The 17,079-nt window shown below is 27.2% G+C and carries 15 protein-coding genes and 1 tRNA gene; 13 read left to right on the forward strand and 3 right to left on the reverse strand.

The genetic code is table 11. The features are described 5' to 3' along the window. Positions 1 to 192 precede the first annotated feature (192 nt). Entirely contained in the window at positions 193 to 2,259 is a 2,067-nt protein-coding gene (locus tag E5347_RS07560) for a helix-turn-helix domain-containing protein (protein ID WP_136006398.1), read from the reverse strand. Between the two features lie 176 nt (positions 2,260 to 2,435). Between E5347_RS07560 and clpB the strand changes: the two genes are divergently transcribed. The 3 genes from clpB to E5347_RS07575 all read left to right on the forward strand — a co-directional run bounded on the left by clpB (position 2,436) and on the right by E5347_RS07575 (position 5,890). Then, a complete protein-coding gene (gene clpB / locus E5347_RS07565; protein ID WP_136006061.1) occupies positions 2,436 to 5,030 on the forward strand; it encodes an ATP-dependent chaperone ClpB in 2,595 nt (864 codons plus the stop codon). Positions 5,031 to 5,275: 245 nt separating this feature from the next. Beyond that, a tRNA-Gly gene (locus tag E5347_RS07570) sits at positions 5,276 to 5,350 on the forward strand. Positions 5,351 to 5,542: 192 nt separating this feature from the next. Beyond that, the gene (locus E5347_RS07575) at positions 5,543 to 5,890 is read left to right on the forward strand and encodes a class Ib ribonucleoside-diphosphate reductase assembly flavoprotein NrdI (RefSeq protein WP_136006062.1); all 348 of its coding nucleotides are present in this window, start codon (positions 5,543 to 5,545) and stop codon (positions 5,888 to 5,890) included. A gap of 88 nt (positions 5,891 to 5,978) precedes the next feature. Here the strand turns inward: E5347_RS07575 and E5347_RS07580 are convergent, their stop codons facing one another. Both E5347_RS07580 and E5347_RS07585 read right to left on the reverse strand, forming a co-directional pair. Continuing rightward, positions 5,979 to 6,167, reverse strand: coding sequence for an alpha/beta-type small acid-soluble spore protein (locus E5347_RS07580; protein WP_136006063.1), 189 nt, complete (start codon positions 6,165 to 6,167; stop codon positions 5,979 to 5,981). A 222-nt stretch (positions 6,168 to 6,389) separates the two neighbouring features. Next, entirely contained in the window at positions 6,390 to 7,016 is a 627-nt protein-coding gene (locus E5347_RS07585; RefSeq protein WP_136006065.1) for an ECF transporter S component, read from the reverse strand. A 201-nt stretch (positions 7,017 to 7,217) separates the two neighbouring features. On the opposite strand from E5347_RS07585, the gene E5347_RS07590 reads away from it, so the two are divergent. From E5347_RS07590 to hisG, 10 genes are all read left to right on the forward strand, one after another. Beyond that, on the forward strand, positions 7,218 to 7,931 hold the full coding sequence (locus E5347_RS07590; protein WP_136006067.1) for an ABC transporter ATP-binding protein: 714 nt from the start codon (positions 7,218 to 7,220) through the stop codon (positions 7,929 to 7,931). Continuing rightward, positions 7,924 to 9,525 (forward strand): ABC transporter permease, encoded by a 1,602-nt coding sequence (locus tag E5347_RS07595; protein ID WP_136006069.1) that lies wholly within the window; start codon positions 7,924 to 7,926, stop codon positions 9,523 to 9,525. Before E5347_RS07590 ends, E5347_RS07595 begins: the two co-directional genes overlap by 8 nt. A gap of 345 nt (positions 9,526 to 9,870) precedes the next feature. Further along, positions 9,871 to 10,260 (forward strand): GntR family transcriptional regulator, encoded by a 390-nt coding sequence (locus E5347_RS07600; RefSeq protein ID WP_136006071.1) that lies wholly within the window; start codon positions 9,871 to 9,873, stop codon positions 10,258 to 10,260. Positions 10,261 to 10,262: 2 nt separating this feature from the next. Then, on the forward strand, positions 10,263 to 11,405 hold the full coding sequence (locus E5347_RS07605) for a DUF1648 domain-containing protein (RefSeq protein WP_243109755.1): 1,143 nt from the start codon (positions 10,263 to 10,265) through the stop codon (positions 11,403 to 11,405). Between the two features lie 16 nt (positions 11,406 to 11,421). Further along, entirely contained in the window at positions 11,422 to 12,483 is a 1,062-nt protein-coding gene (locus E5347_RS07610) for a DUF5808 domain-containing protein (RefSeq protein ID WP_136006074.1), read from the forward strand. A 291-nt stretch (positions 12,484 to 12,774) separates the two neighbouring features. Continuing rightward, positions 12,775 to 13,575 carry a YhfC family intramembrane metalloprotease gene (locus E5347_RS07615; RefSeq protein ID WP_136006076.1) on the forward strand — a complete coding sequence of 267 codons (801 nt, stop codon included), beginning with the start codon at positions 12,775 to 12,777 and terminating at the stop codon, positions 13,573 to 13,575. A gap of 301 nt (positions 13,576 to 13,876) precedes the next feature. Further along, positions 13,877 to 14,341: a GNAT family N-acetyltransferase gene (locus E5347_RS07620; protein ID WP_136006078.1), complete on the forward strand. Its 465-nt coding sequence runs from the start codon at positions 13,877 to 13,879 to the stop codon at positions 14,339 to 14,341. A gap of 38 nt (positions 14,342 to 14,379) precedes the next feature. Further along, positions 14,380 to 14,883, forward strand: a complete 504-nt coding sequence (locus E5347_RS07625) for a GNAT family N-acetyltransferase (protein WP_207670460.1) — start codon at positions 14,380 to 14,382, stop codon at positions 14,881 to 14,883. 409 nt (positions 14,884 to 15,292) lie between these two features. Beyond that, on the forward strand, positions 15,293 to 16,435 hold the full coding sequence (hisZ, locus tag E5347_RS07630) for an ATP phosphoribosyltransferase regulatory subunit (RefSeq protein ID WP_136006082.1): 1,143 nt from the start codon (positions 15,293 to 15,295) through the stop codon (positions 16,433 to 16,435). Next, the gene (gene hisG / locus E5347_RS07635) at positions 16,425 to 17,057 is read left to right on the forward strand and encodes an ATP phosphoribosyltransferase (RefSeq protein WP_136006084.1); all 633 of its coding nucleotides are present in this window, start codon (positions 16,425 to 16,427) and stop codon (positions 17,055 to 17,057) included. The genes hisZ and hisG overlap by 11 nt, the downstream gene beginning before the upstream one ends. The last annotated feature ends 22 nt before the right edge of the window (positions 17,058 to 17,079 follow it).

Below are 17,079 nucleotides of genomic sequence, written 5' to 3' on the forward strand. Positions count from 1 at the left end.
GAAAAATAAGCCTCTCATTAAAATCAATCCTTTCTGTAAATTACAACGTTTATTATATTTAAAGTATACTGTAATTATTTTTTTATTGCATTGACTTAAATGTGTAATTTTATGTACATTTAAGTTATTACTTTAATTAATATAAAAGTAAAAAAGTACAAAGAAACCCTAATAAGTGGTTTCTCTGTACTTTTATTTAATGTTTTTTATCAATATTAGCTTGGCAGAATAGCCTTTAAGCTCTGTAATTATATTTAAGATTGTATTTTTCTTAGAATACTTAAATTCTATTTTAGGGAAGGAAGCCCTATATAATATTTCTTTTTCCTCTTTATTTAACCTATCAGGAGAACCCATAGATAACCAATAATTATAAGAAGAACCGACTCCTTCACTTATTTCATAAGTTGTAATCCTTGATGATTTCTTTATGTTTTCTATATTTAAAGAAAACTTTCTTTTATAAAGCTTTCTTTTGCCTTTTTTATTAATAATATCTTGGAGACTTTCCATATCAGAAAGTTCATCAGTATATGAGTATAATAAAATACAATATTCATCGTCTTTTTTAGTAACTATATATCCATTTTCCATAGCCACTATCTCATCACCTAACTTATTAAGTAAATAATAGGCATAATATGAAGGCTTTTTGATTCCCATATCATTTACAAGTCCAGGTGCACCTATAAATACCTCGTTAGTTAAGCTAATAACCTTTTCTAATACATCGAAGGCTCTTAAAAAGTTAAGAGAATTGTTATTAAATAAGGTATTATGAATTATATAAGGAAGCATAAAGGCTGTATCATAAATCTTATTTAAGTCCTTTTCACAACAAAAGTCTTCTTCTAATACATCTATTGAATATATTTCTTTTATAAATATAGATAGTTCTTCCCTTATAGTCTTTGATATGACAGGTGTAAATTGAAATTTAAATTCTGTTACATCAATATAATCTATTTCTGAAAAATATTCAAAGAAGCTATTTAATATATGCTTATATTTTTCTAGTGTAAAGCTTGGATTATCAATAAGGATTAATGGTTTTAAAGAAATATAATCTAAAAATTCAATAACACTTTTTGCTTTATTCCAGTTATAAAAGTCAGCTTTAGGGAATACCCCCATATCACTACTAAACATATTTTCTAGTCTTGCATATTTAAAATGAAGCTCTTCTTGAATTTCTTCTAAGATATCCTTATTATCTTCAAGTAATAAGTCAAAGGCATCATCTAAATTAATTATTTCATTATAAGCCTTATCAAATTCACCAAGGTTTTCATCCATATCTATATGAATCTTCCATAGCTTATTTTCATAATTAAATCTTTCGTAATCATCTAACTCTGAAGATAGATATTCTAATGCATCTTCTAAATTTAAAATTTCTATTTTCTTACTTGCTTCAAACTCTTTTTCAGTAAGCTTATTTTTCTTTCTATATTGAAGTGGGGTGCAGCCATAATAGATTTTAAAGTTTTTATTTAAATACCTAACATGGGAAAAACCTACTTCATCAGAAATTTCAGAAATACTTAAATCGCTATCTAATAGAAGTTTAACTGATTCTTCAACTCTAGTTAAATTTACTAAATCAGTAAAGCTATAGCCAGTAGCATATTTAATCTCATGAGATAAATAATGAGGACTTAAGAATTCTTTCTTAGCTATTTCTTGTAAAGTGATATTACTATCATAGTTATTAAAGATATATTTTGAAATTCTATGATACCTAGCTAGCTGTTCAGTTTTTTCTTTAAGTTCTTCCTTTTCGTATGTAAGGTAATGAAAATTATTTATAAGATGGTATAAAAGATCTATTAAAATATCTTCTACTTCTTTATCATAATCATCAAGCTTTTGAACATTTTCACATAGAAGCTTAGCTAAAAAGTTTCTTAAAAGATCGTATTCTTCTCCTTCTTGAGCACCATCATCAGTTGAATTTGTATAGAAGAAAATATTATTTATATCTTTATAATATTTTTCGAAAAAGTAGGGATCTATATTAAAGATAAGAACTCTATTATCTTCATCACTATAAATTCTATGGGCTTCATCCATATTTATGATTTCCATTTCTCTTTCAAGAACCTCAAAGGAATCTGTATCTATATTTACGTGTATACTACCTTTAAGCACATAAAGTATCTCTATAGCATTGTGCCAATGTATTGGATACTCTTTTATATTGGCATAACTAATCTTTATTGGAGAGTCAGCTGGAAAACTTACGTATTGGCGTCTTATTGTAATCACCTCTTTCCTATAGAATCTTATATAGTTATTATAGCTTATTTATTAAAAAATAGAAAAAGTTTAATAAAAAATTAGAAAATATACTTTGACTTTCTTTGACTTATGTATTATTATTAAAACAAAGATAATAATAAATCTATAATATAAGTTGTAAAGGAGTGACTCATATGAATATTGATAAAATGACTTTAAGAGTTCAAGAAGCATTGAATAATGCTAGTTTAATTGCTGTGAAGTTTAACCACCAGCAAGTTGAGTTAATACATTTATTTACAGCATTAGTAGAGCAAGAAGATGGACTAATACCAAATATATTTACTAAAATGGGTGTTAGCGTTAAAGGGATAAATGATGACTTAAATAGAATTTTAGGAAATATGCCAAAGGTTCTAGGAGAAGGTGCAAACTCATCAGGAGTTTATGCTACTAGACAAATAGAAGAAGTTTTAGTAAAGGCAGAAGATATAGCTAAGAAATTTGAAGATTCTTATATTAGTGTAGAACATCTTATGCTTGCGATAATTGATGTAGATAAAAATGGTGAAGTTAAAAAAATATTAAATAAATACAATATTAATAAAAAAACATTTATGGAAGTATTAAAGGAAGTAAGAGGTAATCAAAGAGTAGAAACTCAAGATCCTGAAGGAACTTATGATGCTTTAGGTAAATATGGTACTAACTTAACTGACCTTGCTAAAAAACATAAATTAGACCCTGTAATTGGTAGGGATGATGAAATTAGAAGAACTATAAGAATTTTATCTAGAAGAACTAAGAATAATCCAGTATTAATTGGTGAGCCTGGAGTAGGTAAGACTGCAATAGTTGAAGGTTTAGCAGAAAGAATTATTAGAGGTGATGTGCCTGAAGGTTTAAAGAATAAGGTAATATTCTCATTAGATATGGGTGCATTAATTGCCGGAGCTAAATATAGAGGTGAATTCGAAGAAAGATTAAAGGCAGTTTTAAAAGAAGTTCAAAGTAGTGAAGGTAGAATTATCTTATTTATAGATGAAATTCACACTATAGTTGGGGCTGGTAAAACTGATGGCGCTATGGATGCAGGTAACTTAATTAAGCCATTACTTGCAAGAGGTGAATTACATTGTATTGGAGCTACAACTTTTGATGAATATAGACAATATATAGAAAAGGATAAGGCTCTAGAAAGAAGATTCCAACCTGTTATAGTTGAAGAGCCAACAGTGGAGGATGCTATATCAATTCTTAGAGGATTAAAAGAAAGATTTGAAATCCATCATGGGGTAAGAATACATGATTCAGCTTTAATAGCTGCTGCAAAGTTATCTCATAGATATATTCAAGATAGATTCTTACCAGATAAGGCAATAGATTTAATTGATGAAGCTGGTGCAATGATAAGAACAGAAATAGATTCTCTTCCAACAGAGCTTGATAATATCAGAAGAAGACTTTTCCAATTAGAAATTGAGAAGGAAGCTTTAACAAAGGAAAAGGATGAAGGATCTAAGAAGAAACTAGTGGCATTAGAAAAAGATATTGCTGAACTAAAGGCTAAAAATGATGAAATGACAGCAAAGTTTGAAAAAGAAAAAGATGCTATAGTTAACTTAAGAGATTTAAAATCTAAACTTGATGATGTAAGAGGAGACTTAGAAGCTGCCCAAAGAAATTATGACTATAATAAGGCAGCAGAAATTCAATATAGTGTAATTCCAGCTTTAGAAGAAGAAATTAAAGAAAAAGAAATTATAGTTAAAGAAAATTATGAAGGAGCCCTTTTAAAAGAAGAGGTAACAGAAGAGGAAGTATCAAAGATTCTTTCTAAATGGACAGGAATTCCTGTAACTAATCTTCTTGAAGGAGAAAGAGAAAAACTTTTAAGATTAGAAGATGAAATGGAAAAGAGAGTTATTGGTCAAGAAGAAGCAATAACTGCAGTTTCAAATGCTATTTTAAGAGCAAGAGCTGGACTTAAAGATGCAAATAAGCCAATAGGTTCCTTTATATTCTTAGGACCAACTGGTGTTGGTAAAACAGAACTTGCTAAAACTTTAGCTAGAAATCTATTTGATTCTGAAGAAAATATTATAAGAATAGATATGTCTGAATATATGGAGAAGCATTCAGTATCTAGACTAGTTGGAGCCCCTCCAGGATATGTTGGATATGATGAAGGTGGTCAACTTACTGAAGCAGTAAGAAGAAATCCATATAGTGTAATACTATTTGATGAAATAGAAAAGGCTCATGAAGATGTATTTAATATATTCCTACAAATCTTAGATGATGGTAGATTAACTGATAATAAGGGTAAGACTGTAGACTTTAAAAATACTATTATAATTATGACATCCAATATTGGAAGTAGCTATCTTCTAGAAAATAATAGTGAGGATACTGTGGAAGAAAGTATTAGAAGCCAAGTTATGAATGAAATGAAACTTAGATTTAAGCCTGAATTCTTAAATAGAGTAGATGATATAATTATGTTTAAACCTCTATCTGAAAATGGTATTAAGAAGATTATAGATATATTCTTAAAGGAAGTTTCAGTAAGATTAAAAGATAAGAATATAAGCCTTGAAGTAACTGAGGCAGCAAAGGTTATTATGGCTAGAGAAGGATATGATCCAGTTTATGGAGCAAGACCTTTAAAGAGATATATACAAAATGCTATAGAAAACACCTTAGCTAGAAAGATTATAAAAGGTGATATCGGCTATGGATCAAATGTAGTAGTAGATGGAAATGAAGATCAACTAACAATAAATTAATTTCATAAAAACTAAGGGAGTTATCCCAAAATAAAAATTAATGAAAAAACTCCCTTAAGAGTTTTTTCATTAATTTTATTAATCCTATAAGAATTAAATCAACAATTTTTATAGTAGACTTACATCTATAAGATTAAAAACTACTACTAAATATTTAAGATGATAATGAGGTAGAAGCAAGGTTTTTTAGAAAAAAGGTTCTTGACGATTTTTTAATCTTATTATATTATATATATGTAATTTATGCGGAAGTGGCTCAATGGTAGAGCGTCACCTTGCCAAGGTGAATGTTGCGGGTTCGAGTCCCGTCTTTCGCTCCAAATATTATCCGTACAAGATAGATACAGATTAGTATCTTTTTGTACGGATTTTTTATTATATAATTTTATATTATTAACAATCTTATTAATAAATATTATTTGTTAATAATTTTTATTAAAAAATACTTACATTTTGCTTTTTATATGGTATAATAAATTAAATTAATTAACACATAAAGAGGAGAGAAAAATATGTTAGTAGTATATGATAGTAGATTTGGCGCTGGAAAAGCATTTGCTGAAAAATTAGGAAGACCATCACAAAGCGTTAGTGAGCCATTAAATGAAGAATGTGTTCTTATTACACGTAATGAAGGGTTTGGTCAAATTACCCAAATTACAAGGGCATTTTTAGATGAACACAAAGATCTAGTTCGTGGTTTTGTTGTTAATGGTAGTATGGAAAGACATGCGGAATCATATTGTTTTGCAGCTGATAAAATTGAAAAAGAATATGGACTAACTTGTCTTCGTAAAATTAATGGACAAGGAACAGATGAAGATATAGAAGCAGTAAAAGCTGCTATAGAAAATCTGTAAGATTAGAATTACTTTATTACTTTAAACGGAAAAGCTATGTATAGGTATAACCTATACATAGCTTTTTTTATTATTAGATAGTATTAATTTATTTTATTTTTGATTCGTATTGTTCTACCATTCTCTTAACCATTTCGCCACCAACGCTACCGCATTGCTTTGAAGAAAGGTCACCATTATAATCTGAGAAAGGTACTCCCATTTCACCAGCTACTTCATTTTTGAACTTAGCTAACCCTTTCTTTGCTTCTGGGACTAATTTTGTGCTGCTTGCCATAATAAGCGCCTCCTTAATTTGTGTTACAAAGTTTTATTTAACTTTGTGCTATTATGTTATGTAATAAATGTCTTTATAAACTATTAAATTTAATGCAAATAAGGGGATTGTTGGAGTAGTTGTCTATCTTTATTATAAAAGCTCTATGTAGATAGCTTGTATAGAACAAGTTTTCCACATAGAGCTTGTAAATTAATTTTAATTTAAGTTTATGTTTTATGTCTAAATTCTTTTCTTTTGCATTTTAAATATTGCAATTACTATAGGTGTAACAATTACAGCAGATAATATTGCCTCAGCAACACCATTTGTACCTATTACTGTAAGTAAGGCGGTAGTAACTGCACTTAAAGAATTATTAGCTATAGTACCTTTGTCCATAAGTATTGTTGCATAGTCTTTAAAGTAAACTAAGTAAATAGTTCCAAGGACTCCAATAGTATTAACTAGAGATCCACATATTGCTGCAATGCTTATAGATACTTTTGCATTCTTTATTTTTGATTTTATTAGCTTATAAATATAATAAGCAATTACTCCAATTAGTACTCTAGGTAATATAGATACTAATGGATTATAAAAGAATGGTGACATTGGTGTTGGAGTTGTGATGTTTTGATATATTGAAAATAATCCAAAGATAAATCCAATAGATGCCCCTACAATAGGACCTTCAACTATAGCTCCAATTATAACTGGTAAATGTAAGATTGTTAGTTTGAAAAGTGGTAAAGGTACAAAACCAAGTCCAGTTAAGCCTAGGAATAAACAAATTCCTGATAGCATAGCTGTAACTACCATCTTTCTAACATTTTCATGGGATTTTCCCACCCCTCGAGTGTTTAACATTTTGACTCCTCCGTTCTTATTCCTTACAGGATATAATTCGGCAAAAAAATAATTTTTGCAAAGTTCGGTTTCAAAGAATACCGACTTATTTAATTTTATCATATATGAATAAGCTGTAAAGAGAAAATTCTAAAAATTATTGCATTCTTATTCTATCTGTTATACAATATATATAACAGATAGAATAGAGGGGGTAACAAGATGTTAAATATAATAAATTATTCTAAGGCATATAAAAATGGAAAAAAGGCAGTGGACAATGTATCTTTAGAGGTTAATCCTGGAGAAATATTTGCTTTCATTGGCCATAATGGTGCAGGTAAGACAACTACTATAAAAGCTATAGTTGGTATTTTAGATTTTACTGAAGGGGATATTTTAATAGATGGAATATCTATAAAGGAAAATCCTATGGCTTGCAAAGAAAAAATTGCCTATATTCCTGATAATCCAGATATATATGAATCTTTAAAAGGTATTCAATATTTAAATTTTATTGCAGATATTTATAAGGTTTCTAAAGAAGATAGGGAAAGAGAAATAAAAAAGTATGCTGAAATCTTTGAAATAACAAGTGCACTAGGAGATTTAATTTCATCTTATTCTCATGGTATGAAACAAAAATTAGCTATTATTTCAGCTTTGCTTCATAAACCAAAGTTACTAATATTAGATGAGCCTTTTGTTGGATTAGATCCTAAAGCTTCTCATTTATTAAAGCAAGAAATGAAAAATATATGTAATGAAGGAGCAGCTATATTTTTCTCAACTCACGTTTTAGAAGTTGCTGAAAAGTTATGTGATAAGGTTGCTATTATTAAGGATGGAAAAATAGTTTCAAAGGGTACTATGGAAGAGGTTAAAGGAAATAGTTCCTTAGAAGATATATTTATGGAGTTGATAGATAATGAATAATTTATGGAGCCTTACAAAAATATCATTAATTAACAGTATGGGAATAAATAAAATAACAAGCTCTAAATCTAAAAAAGAAAGAAATAAATCTATATTTTTAGCTTTAATGCTGACATTTGCTGCTGTTATGATAGTTTCTACATCAGTGATTTATTCAAAGTTTTTAGCTGATGGGTTAAAAACTATGGGACTTTTAGATATGTTACTAACATTAAGCATTATATTAACTACAGTAACGATATTTTTTACATCTATTTATAAAGCTCAAGGTGTATTATTTTCTTTTAAAGATTATGACTTATTAATGAGTTTACCTATAAAAAGAAGCTATATCTTAATAGTTAAAGTATTTCAGCTTGTATTAATAAATTACTTAGTTAGTATATTTACTTTTGTTATACCAGCTACAGTATATTTTGTTTATGCAAGGCCATCAATATTATTTTTTGTATATTTAATATTGATATTTTTAACTTTACCTCTAATACCTTTACTAATATCATCAATTATTTCTTTTGGAATTAGTTATATTTCAAATAAATTTAAATATAAAAACTTAGTTATTACAATTGGTACTTTGCTAATAGTATTATTAATAGTTGTAGGTTCTTATAGCAGTGGGGAGTTTTTACAAAAAATATTGATAAATAGTTCATCAATAAGTGATGCTATATTTAAAATTTACCCTCCAGCAGTGATGTTAACAAGAGCATTAGCAGAGGGAAGCATTATAGACTTAGGTATTTTTCTTATAATTTCTATAGGATTCTTTAGCTTATTTATAATTGTATTTAATAAGGCATATAAGATAATAAGCTCAAAACTTCAAGAAAGTTATAAGAAAAATGATTATAAAATTACTTCTATGAAGTCATCAAGTATAACTAAAGCATTATTAATAAAAGAAGCAAAGAGATATTTTGCATCTCCTATTTATGTATTAAACACTATAATAGGACCAGTACTATTACTAATTATGGCCGTGGCAACTTTGTTTATGGGAGAAGATATAATATATATGCTTTTCGAGATTAAGTCAGTAGGAGAATTAATGCCATTAATGATTATAGCTGTTACTTGTGGTATTTTATCACTTTCTTGTACTACTAATTCATCTATTTCTATGGAAGGTAAAAACTTATGGATATTAAAAAGTAGTCCACTTAATCCATTAGAAATATTTAAAGCTAAGATATTATTAAACTTAATATTAGTTGTTCCAGCTTTAATAATTAGTAATATAATATTTTTCTTTTCATTAAACTTTAGTTTTATACAAGCTTTATGGTTATTTGTAATTTCTATACTATTTGCAATAATTGTAGCTATATTAGGAATTGTAGTTAATTTATTTTTCCCTAATATGCATTGGATATCTGAAACAGCAGTTGTAAAGCAAAGTGCAAGTGTTATGATACAAATGCTAATATCAGTAGGAATAGTAGCTATTCCTATACTTGTAAAGTATTTTAATATAATTTCTAATAATAATTTATTATTAGCTTCAGCTTTAATATTTGAAATAATAATATTAGCTATAATTACTTTGATTCTTTCAAAGGTATCAGTTAAGCAATTTGAAAAGCTAAACTAAAATAGATTCTATTGCACAATATAAAGTGAATAATGATGATTTAAATGAAAAATTAATAAAAACTTTTATTTGAGTTTTATAAACAATTATCTTTAGGTTTTTAATTGGGCTGTTTCTTAGACAGCCCCATTTCTATTAGGATAAATAAATTTGTTTTTATATTAATTTGTATTTATTAGCATTATAAGTGAAGATTCTATAAAAATATAAGTCCTAGTGAAAAGGAGAAAAGTATTATTTTATACTTAACATTTCTATTATATAATGTAGTTAATGTGGAAATTTTATTGAATCTATTGTGAATAAAGTTTTAAGAAATTAATAGTCTTAGAAAGAGGTGATAAGGTGATTTTAAGAATTAATTTTGATTCTGAAATACCTATATATATACAAATTAAAAATCAAGTTATAGAAGGTATAGCAAAAGGTGAAATTGATAAAAATGAAGAATTACCTTCAGTTAGGTCTTTAGCAGAGGATATAGGCGTTAATATGCATACTGTTAATAAAGCTTATTCTATTTTAAAAGATGAAGGATATATAAAAATAGATAGAAGAAAAGGTGCAATTGTTGATCTTAATTTGAGCCAGTCTATGGAGAGTTTTAAGGAAGAAGTTAATACCAATCTATACTATTATATGGCTCAATGTTTTAATAGAGGAATTGAGAAAGAAGATATTAAGTCATATATAGATAAGGTTTTCCTTGATTTTAAGAATGAAGAAGGTGAATAAGAATGGAAGGAATAATGGAGAAAATAATATTATTAGGAACTATTATTTTTGTAAGTGTAATATTATTTATTTCTGGATTACTAGTTAATAAATTTTCAAACAATGGTATTTTCTTTGGGGTTAGGATTCCAAAGGAATATGAAAAAGATGAGGATTTAATAAAATTAGAGAAAGAATATAAGAAAAAATTTACGTTATTTATTTTACCATTTTTAATAATAATAAATATATTAATGATTTTTAACACTAAAATATCGATTTATTTAATAACCTTATTTGTATTAATCATAGTATCTAATATTCCTTTAATTATATATTGGAAAAAAACTATAAAGCTTAAGGAAGAAAAAGGATTTAGAAGCCTTGGAGAGAATGTAGTAGTTGTAGATACATCTATAAGAAAGCCTAAAGTAAGAGAAGATAATGTAATAATAAAAACAAGAACTTTTTTAGCATTATTAATAATACCTTTAATAACTACTATAGTAACTCTTATTGCCTATAAAAATGTGCCTAATCCATTTCCAATTCATTATAATGCTGCAGGAGTCGCAGATGGATTTGTAGCTAAGGATGGATTTAAGGGGTTCTTCCACTTAGTTTTATTTCCTATATTAATTCAAACTGGGATGATAGTTTTATTAACTCTTACTAATAAGTTTGCAGTTAACGGGAAAACGGAAATAAATAGTGGAACCCTAGAGGAAATAAAAAAGCAAAGAAAAGTATTTAAGAGAATAAATTCTATACTTTTATTTATTATAGCTATTGAAATATTAATTATGTTTTCTATAATTCAATTTTGTACTTTATTTGGTTTTAATGTTCAAGTTATAAATTATGTATTCCTTCCAGTAATACTATTAACTATAATAATTTTTTCTGTTATTACTTATAAAATTGGACAAGGTGGAAAAAATATAAAATATAATAGTAATGAAAAAGAAATTTATAGAGATGATGATAAGTATTGGTTATTTGGGAATTTTTATTGTAATAAAAATGATCCTAGCATATTTGTAGAAAAAAGAGTTGGAATAGGCTGGGATGTTAACTTAGGTAATCCAATAGGCGCTACAATAATGATACTTCCATTTGTATTAATAGCAATATTGATAATATATTTTCTTATACAAGGGATTTAATTATAGGAGGAATGTTTTGAATAATTTAGAAGAGATTTTAGTAGGAAATATAACCTTAATAGTTTTAGGAATTATATCATATTATTTAAATAGTTTCTCTAATAGTGGCCTTTTCTTTGGAATAAGAATACCTAAGAAATTTATAGAATATGATGAAATAGTAGACCTTGAAAGAAGATATAAAAAGACAGTAATTATATTGTATTTATCAATAAGTATATTATTTAATATACTGTCATTTAGTTTTATTAAAAATAAAGAAGTAGTTGCACAGTTACTATCTATTTTTATGGTAGGTTCTATATTAATTAATAGTGGAATTTTTGCAATATATAATAAGAAAATCAGAAATCTAAAAGAGAAGAATAATTGGAACTATAAAAATAATACAGTAGCTGTAGATACATCTTTAAGAAAACCTAAGAAAGATGATAAGTATAAGCCGTTACCTAATTGGATATTTATAGTACCTATATTTATTCCTCTAATAATAGTAATCTTAACTTTCCTAAGACAGGATAACTTAAGTTCTTTAAGCTTACATGAATTATATAGGTTACCAATAAATATGATTGCTATAGTAATAGTCATTTATATTATGGCAAGAGTAAGTTTAAGCTCTAGGATAGATATAAATAGTACTAATTTAAAGAGTACTATTTATAAAAAGAAGATATTAAAAATGTTGTTTTCTATTATCTTTTTAGTAACAGAAGTAGGACTTATAATTTTAAACTCAATTACACAGCTAGGATTAATTTATACTTTTGATACTAGTAGAGTAGAATCTATTCTTAATATATTGATTGCAATTATTATGATAGGATTTCTAATTGTAATTATATTAATGGGAAGCAAGGGTAGAAGGTCTATAGATAAAGAGAATACTGAAGAAGAAGTATATAATAATGACGATAAATACTGGGTTTTAGGAATGTTTTATTATAATAGAAATGATCCATCCTTTATGATTGAAAAGAGAGCAGGAATTGGATATACTGTGAATTTTGGAAATCCAAAGGCACTAATATTTTTTATTATTTTAATTTTATTTGTTAGTTTTATATCGAAAATATAATTATAGATTTTGATACTTATTTAAATTTTTCTTAAGTGATGAAAATATTATTTAAGTATAAGAGTAATATTGAAACTATATAAAGTGATTCTTAGCTTAAGGTGGAGTTTTATTAAAAAGTAGAGATCCAAAATCTTGCATCTTGTGTGAATCACTTTCACAGAGTGCAAGATGCCTACTCCATCGGAAGATTAGAAGAACCAATCCAGACGCGTAGCAGTGTTTAGCTCGCACTTATAGAATGGGTGAGTGTTAGCAATGGTAGCGATGGGATAAAATAAGGAGGTTAATATGGTCAGTAATTTATCAATTACATTTATGGGAATAAGCCTTACTATTAGTCTATTTGTACCTATAGTAGGAATGATATACTTAAAGAAAAAATATAATGCAAGTCTTAAAGTGTTTTTTATTGGAGCTCTTGCATTCTTTATAGCTGTTAATATAATAGAAAGTCCACTTCACACATATTTCTTAAATTATAATAAAAGTACAGCAAGTTTTTTATTAAATAATCCAGTTGCATATATGCTATATGGTGGATTTATGGCTGGGATTATGGAAGAAACAGCAAGACTTATATCTTTCAAGTTTTTTATAAAAGGAAGAGATACTACTACTGCCTTAACTTATGGAATTGGACATGGTGGTATAGAAGCCATATTAATAGGAGCACTTGGTAGCTTAAATTCAATAGTATATGCTATATTGATAAATAAAGGAGGCTTCCAATCAATAATGGAAGGTGCTTCAGTTTCTAAAGAGGTTATAAACGCAACTTACAATCAATTTGTAGATTCAGCCTCAGTATTATGGCTTATAACTGGAGTGGAAAGATTAATTGCTATTACAGTTCAAATTTCTCTTTCAGTTTTAGTACTATATGCAATTAGAGAAAAAAGATATATTTACTATATAATAGCCATAATAAGCCATGCTATTATAGATTTCCCAGCAGCTTTATATCAAGTAGGAGTATTAAAGAATATTTATTTAGTTGAACTAGGGATTTTAGTTATGGCAATTGTACTTGTTGTATTTGTTTTTAGAAATTTTTTAACAAAATCTCGAGATTATAATGAAATAATTTAAAAAACATATATAATATTATTAAGATGGTAAAATACAGCTTAATAAATAATAGGGCTGTTTGCGAAAATAGCCCTATTTAAAATTAAAAATGAATAATTATTTATTTAATTATTAAAAAGGGGCTGTCACATAAATAGTTAAAATTAAGAATTTAAAATTAAAAATTATTGATGTAATTCTTACAGAATTACAAAAATTAATCGATTATTGAAACTCCACTAGGAGTTTTTTCATTAATTTTTCATTCTTCATTTTTAATTGTGCGACAGCACATCTTAGGTATTAAAAGGGGGTAATTTTAATGAAGGATATTAAGATTAGAAGAGCTAGAGCTGGAGATGAACCACAGATTCTAAAGCTAGTAGAGGAGGTTTTAAGTCCCTATGGATTAAAACTAAATCCTAAAGGTGAAGACTTAGACATTACTAATATAGCTAAATTTTATACTAAAAATAATGGGGCATTTGAGGTATTAGAATTTAAAAGAAGAATTATTGGTAGCTATGGCATTTACAAAATTGATGAGGAAACATGTGAGCTTAGAAAGATGTATCTACATAAGGATTTTCAAGGAATGGGACTAGGCAACATAATGATTGAAAATTCTTTTAGAATTGCTAAGAGGTTACATTATAAAAAGATTACTTTACAAACTAATTCAGTACTATATAAGGCACTTAAACTTTATAAAAAATATGGTTTTGAAGATTTTCAGGATGAAGTTTGTGATAGATGTGATATAGCAATGCAAAAATACATTGCTTAATAATAAACAAAAAAAGTATCAAGAGGGGATGGCGTATTATGAGATATTATGATACTAATATTGAAAATGTAAAATTACGAGAAACTAAGGAAGAGGATGCTGCTTTAATTTTTTCCTTTATTAAGGAATTAGCTGAGTATGAAAAAATGACTAATGACGTTATTGCTACAGAAGAAACTATTAGGGAATCTGTATTTAATAATAATAGAGCAGAAGCAGTAATAATTGAATTAGATGAAAAACCTATAGGATTTGCTTTATACTTTTATAATTTTTCAACATTCATAGGTAGATCTGGATTATACTTAGAAGATTTATTTATAAGAAAAGAATATAGGGGTAGAGGAATAGGAAGAGAAGTATTTAAATTCTTAGCTAAAAGAGCCTTAGAACAAGGCTGCAAGAGAATGGAATGGGCTTGTTTAGATTGGAATGAACCATCTATTAAATTCTATAAATCATTAGGAGCAATTCCTATGGATGAATGGACTGTATATAGACTAACTGAAGATAAAATAGAACAGTTAGCAATTAATAATTAAAAAGATTTAGCATTAATTAAATAAGAAAAGCTACCTTTTAGCATCTTTAATAATTAACAATTTAGTGGAAAACTCAGCTTCGGCTGAGTTTTTTTGTTTTTGTAAATAACAATAAATTCAAATATATGGGTACCTTTTTAAGAGTAGTAAAATTTATAGTTTAGCAAATGGATTTTTATTAGGTAGCTAGCTTAATTATTTGGTAGAAAAGTATGTTTTAAAAGGTTTTCAATAGATTTAAAACTCAATTAAGTAGGAGTTCTTATTTTATAGATAATAGCATACTTATAAAATAAAATTCAGGGTGCGTTAAATTTATTTAATTTTCTGTCAACTTATTGACACTAAATTAATATTAATATATTATTATGATAATGATTTAAAGTGGTAAAGTGAAAAAGGAGGGAATATGAATAAGAATATCATTCCAGAGGGAACAAGAGATTTAACTAATGAGGAATGTTTAAAAAAAGCCAGGGCAATTAAGTCAATAAATAATGTATTTAATTCTTGGGGATATAAGGAAGCAATTACACCAAGCATAGAATTTTATGAAGGTTTTAGATATGAGTATTCTGGGTTAAAAGAAGAGAGTGTATATAAATTTTTTGATTCTAAAGGAAGAATACTAGCTTTAAGGCCTGATATGACTATACCTATAGTAAGACTTGTATCAACTAGATTTAAAGATGTCGAAGAAACTATAAAGATAAGGTATGAAGCCACTATATATAGAGTTTTTGAAGAGTTTAGTGGAAGAAGAAATGAATACACTGATTGTGGAATAGAGCTTATAAATAAAGAAAATGAATTTGCTGATTTAGAGGCATTAATAATTGCAATAGAAGCTTTGAAAGCTACTGGTGCTAAAAACTTCAAGATAGAAATTGGGGAAGTAAACTTCTTTAAAGCTGCTATTGAAGCACTAGATATTGCGGAAAAGGACAAGTTATCCTTATCAATATTAATAGAAAAGAAAAAAATAGAAGAATTAAAGAAATTCTTAAAAAGATTAGATGTAGAAGATAATATAAAAAAAACTTTTTATAAATTACCTCTTTTATTTGGAGAAGGCGTAGAAATATTAGAGAAATATAAAGAATTAGCTTTTAATACTAAAATGATTAACTGTATAAATTATTTAGAAAATATTTATAAGAGGCTAGAAGCTTTAGGGTATGAAGAATATATTACTTTTGACTTATCTATTACTCCAAGGCTTAATTTCTATACTGGAATAATATTTAGAGGATATATTGAAGGATCAGGAGGTATTGTTTTAAGTGGGGGAAGGTATGATGATTTAATTGATTCAGTTAAGAAGGGCTTTAAGGCAATAGGTTTCTCTATTAATGTAGATGAATTAAGTAGCATTTTAGATTTAGAATTACCTAAAGAAGGAAAATATATAATTACTTTTAGTAAAGAAAATGAAATAGAAGCATTAAAAAAGAGTATGGAACTTAGAAAAGAAGGTTATGTAGTGGAAGTTATTCCTTCAGAAGAATTAGAAGGGATAAATCTTAAAAAGGAGGATTATTATGGGGGTTAGTGTTGCCTTAACAAAAGGCAGGCTAGAAATAGAAGTAGTTAAGATATTAGATAAAGCAGGATTTGGAACAGATGAGCTAAAGGATACGGGAAGGAAACTTGTATTTAAAGATACTAAGTATGATGTTAATTATTTTTTAGTCAAAGCTAATGATAGCATAACTTATGTTGAACATGGAGTTGCTGATATTGGAGTAGTTGGATTAGATACTTTAGTAGAAAAAGGTCATAATTGTTATGAATTAATGGATTTAGGCTTTGGTAAATGTAAGTTTATAGTAGCATCTCTGCCAGGTAAAGATTTATTTAATATTAAGGGGCATATAAAGATTGGGACAAAGTATCCTAAAGTAGCTAAGGAATTTTTTAAAGAAAATAATATAGATGTTGAAGTAATTAAAATAGATGGATCTGTTGAGCTTGCACCAATACTCGGACTATGTGATGGAATAGTAGATATTATGGAAACAGGAACTACTCTTAAAGAAAATGGGCTAGTAGTATTAAAAGAAATTCAAGATATTAGTGCTAGATTAATAGTAAATAAGGCAAGCTTCAAACTTAAGCAAAAGGAAATAAGCTTGATTTTAGAAAAGATAAGAGAAGCAATAAGTGATAAATAAGCAATAAATAAAGGGGAAGGGC

This window comes from Clostridium sartagoforme (assembly GCF_004794105.1).
Classification (GTDB): domain Bacteria; phylum Bacillota; class Clostridia; order Clostridiales; family Clostridiaceae; genus Clostridium; species Clostridium sartagoforme_B.

Bases quoted from the DNA above. Each gene is read 5' to 3' on its own strand.
- clpB (WP_136006061.1), top strand. From the start codon at position 2,436: ATGAATATTGATAAAATGACTTTAAGAGTTCAAGAAGCATTGAATAAT.
- E5347_RS07575 (WP_136006062.1), top strand. From the start codon at position 5,543: ATGTTAGTAGTATATGATAGTAGATTTGGCGCTGGAAAAGCATTTGCT.
- E5347_RS07580 (WP_136006063.1), bottom strand. From the start codon at position 6,167: ATGGCAAGCAGCACAAAATTAGTCCCAGAAGCAAAGAAAGGGTTAGCT.
- E5347_RS07585 (WP_136006065.1), bottom strand. From the start codon at position 7,016: ATGTTAAACACTCGAGGGGTGGGAAAATCCCATGAAAATGTTAGAAAG.
- E5347_RS07590 (WP_136006067.1), top strand. From the start codon at position 7,218: ATGTTAAATATAATAAATTATTCTAAGGCATATAAAAATGGAAAAAAG.
- E5347_RS07595 (WP_136006069.1), top strand. From the start codon at position 7,924: ATGAATAATTTATGGAGCCTTACAAAAATATCATTAATTAACAGTATG.
- E5347_RS07605 (WP_243109755.1), top strand. From the start codon at position 10,263: ATGGAAGGAATAATGGAGAAAATAATATTATTAGGAACTATTATTTTT.
- E5347_RS07615 (WP_136006076.1), top strand. From the start codon at position 12,775: ATGGTCAGTAATTTATCAATTACATTTATGGGAATAAGCCTTACTATT.
- E5347_RS07620 (WP_136006078.1), top strand. From the start codon at position 13,877: ATGAAGGATATTAAGATTAGAAGAGCTAGAGCTGGAGATGAACCACAG.
- E5347_RS07625 (WP_207670460.1), top strand. From the start codon at position 14,380: ATGAGATATTATGATACTAATATTGAAAATGTAAAATTACGAGAAACT.
- hisZ (WP_136006082.1), top strand. From the start codon at position 15,293: ATGAATAAGAATATCATTCCAGAGGGAACAAGAGATTTAACTAATGAG.
- hisG (WP_136006084.1), top strand. From the start codon at position 16,425: ATGGGGGTTAGTGTTGCCTTAACAAAAGGCAGGCTAGAAATAGAAGTA.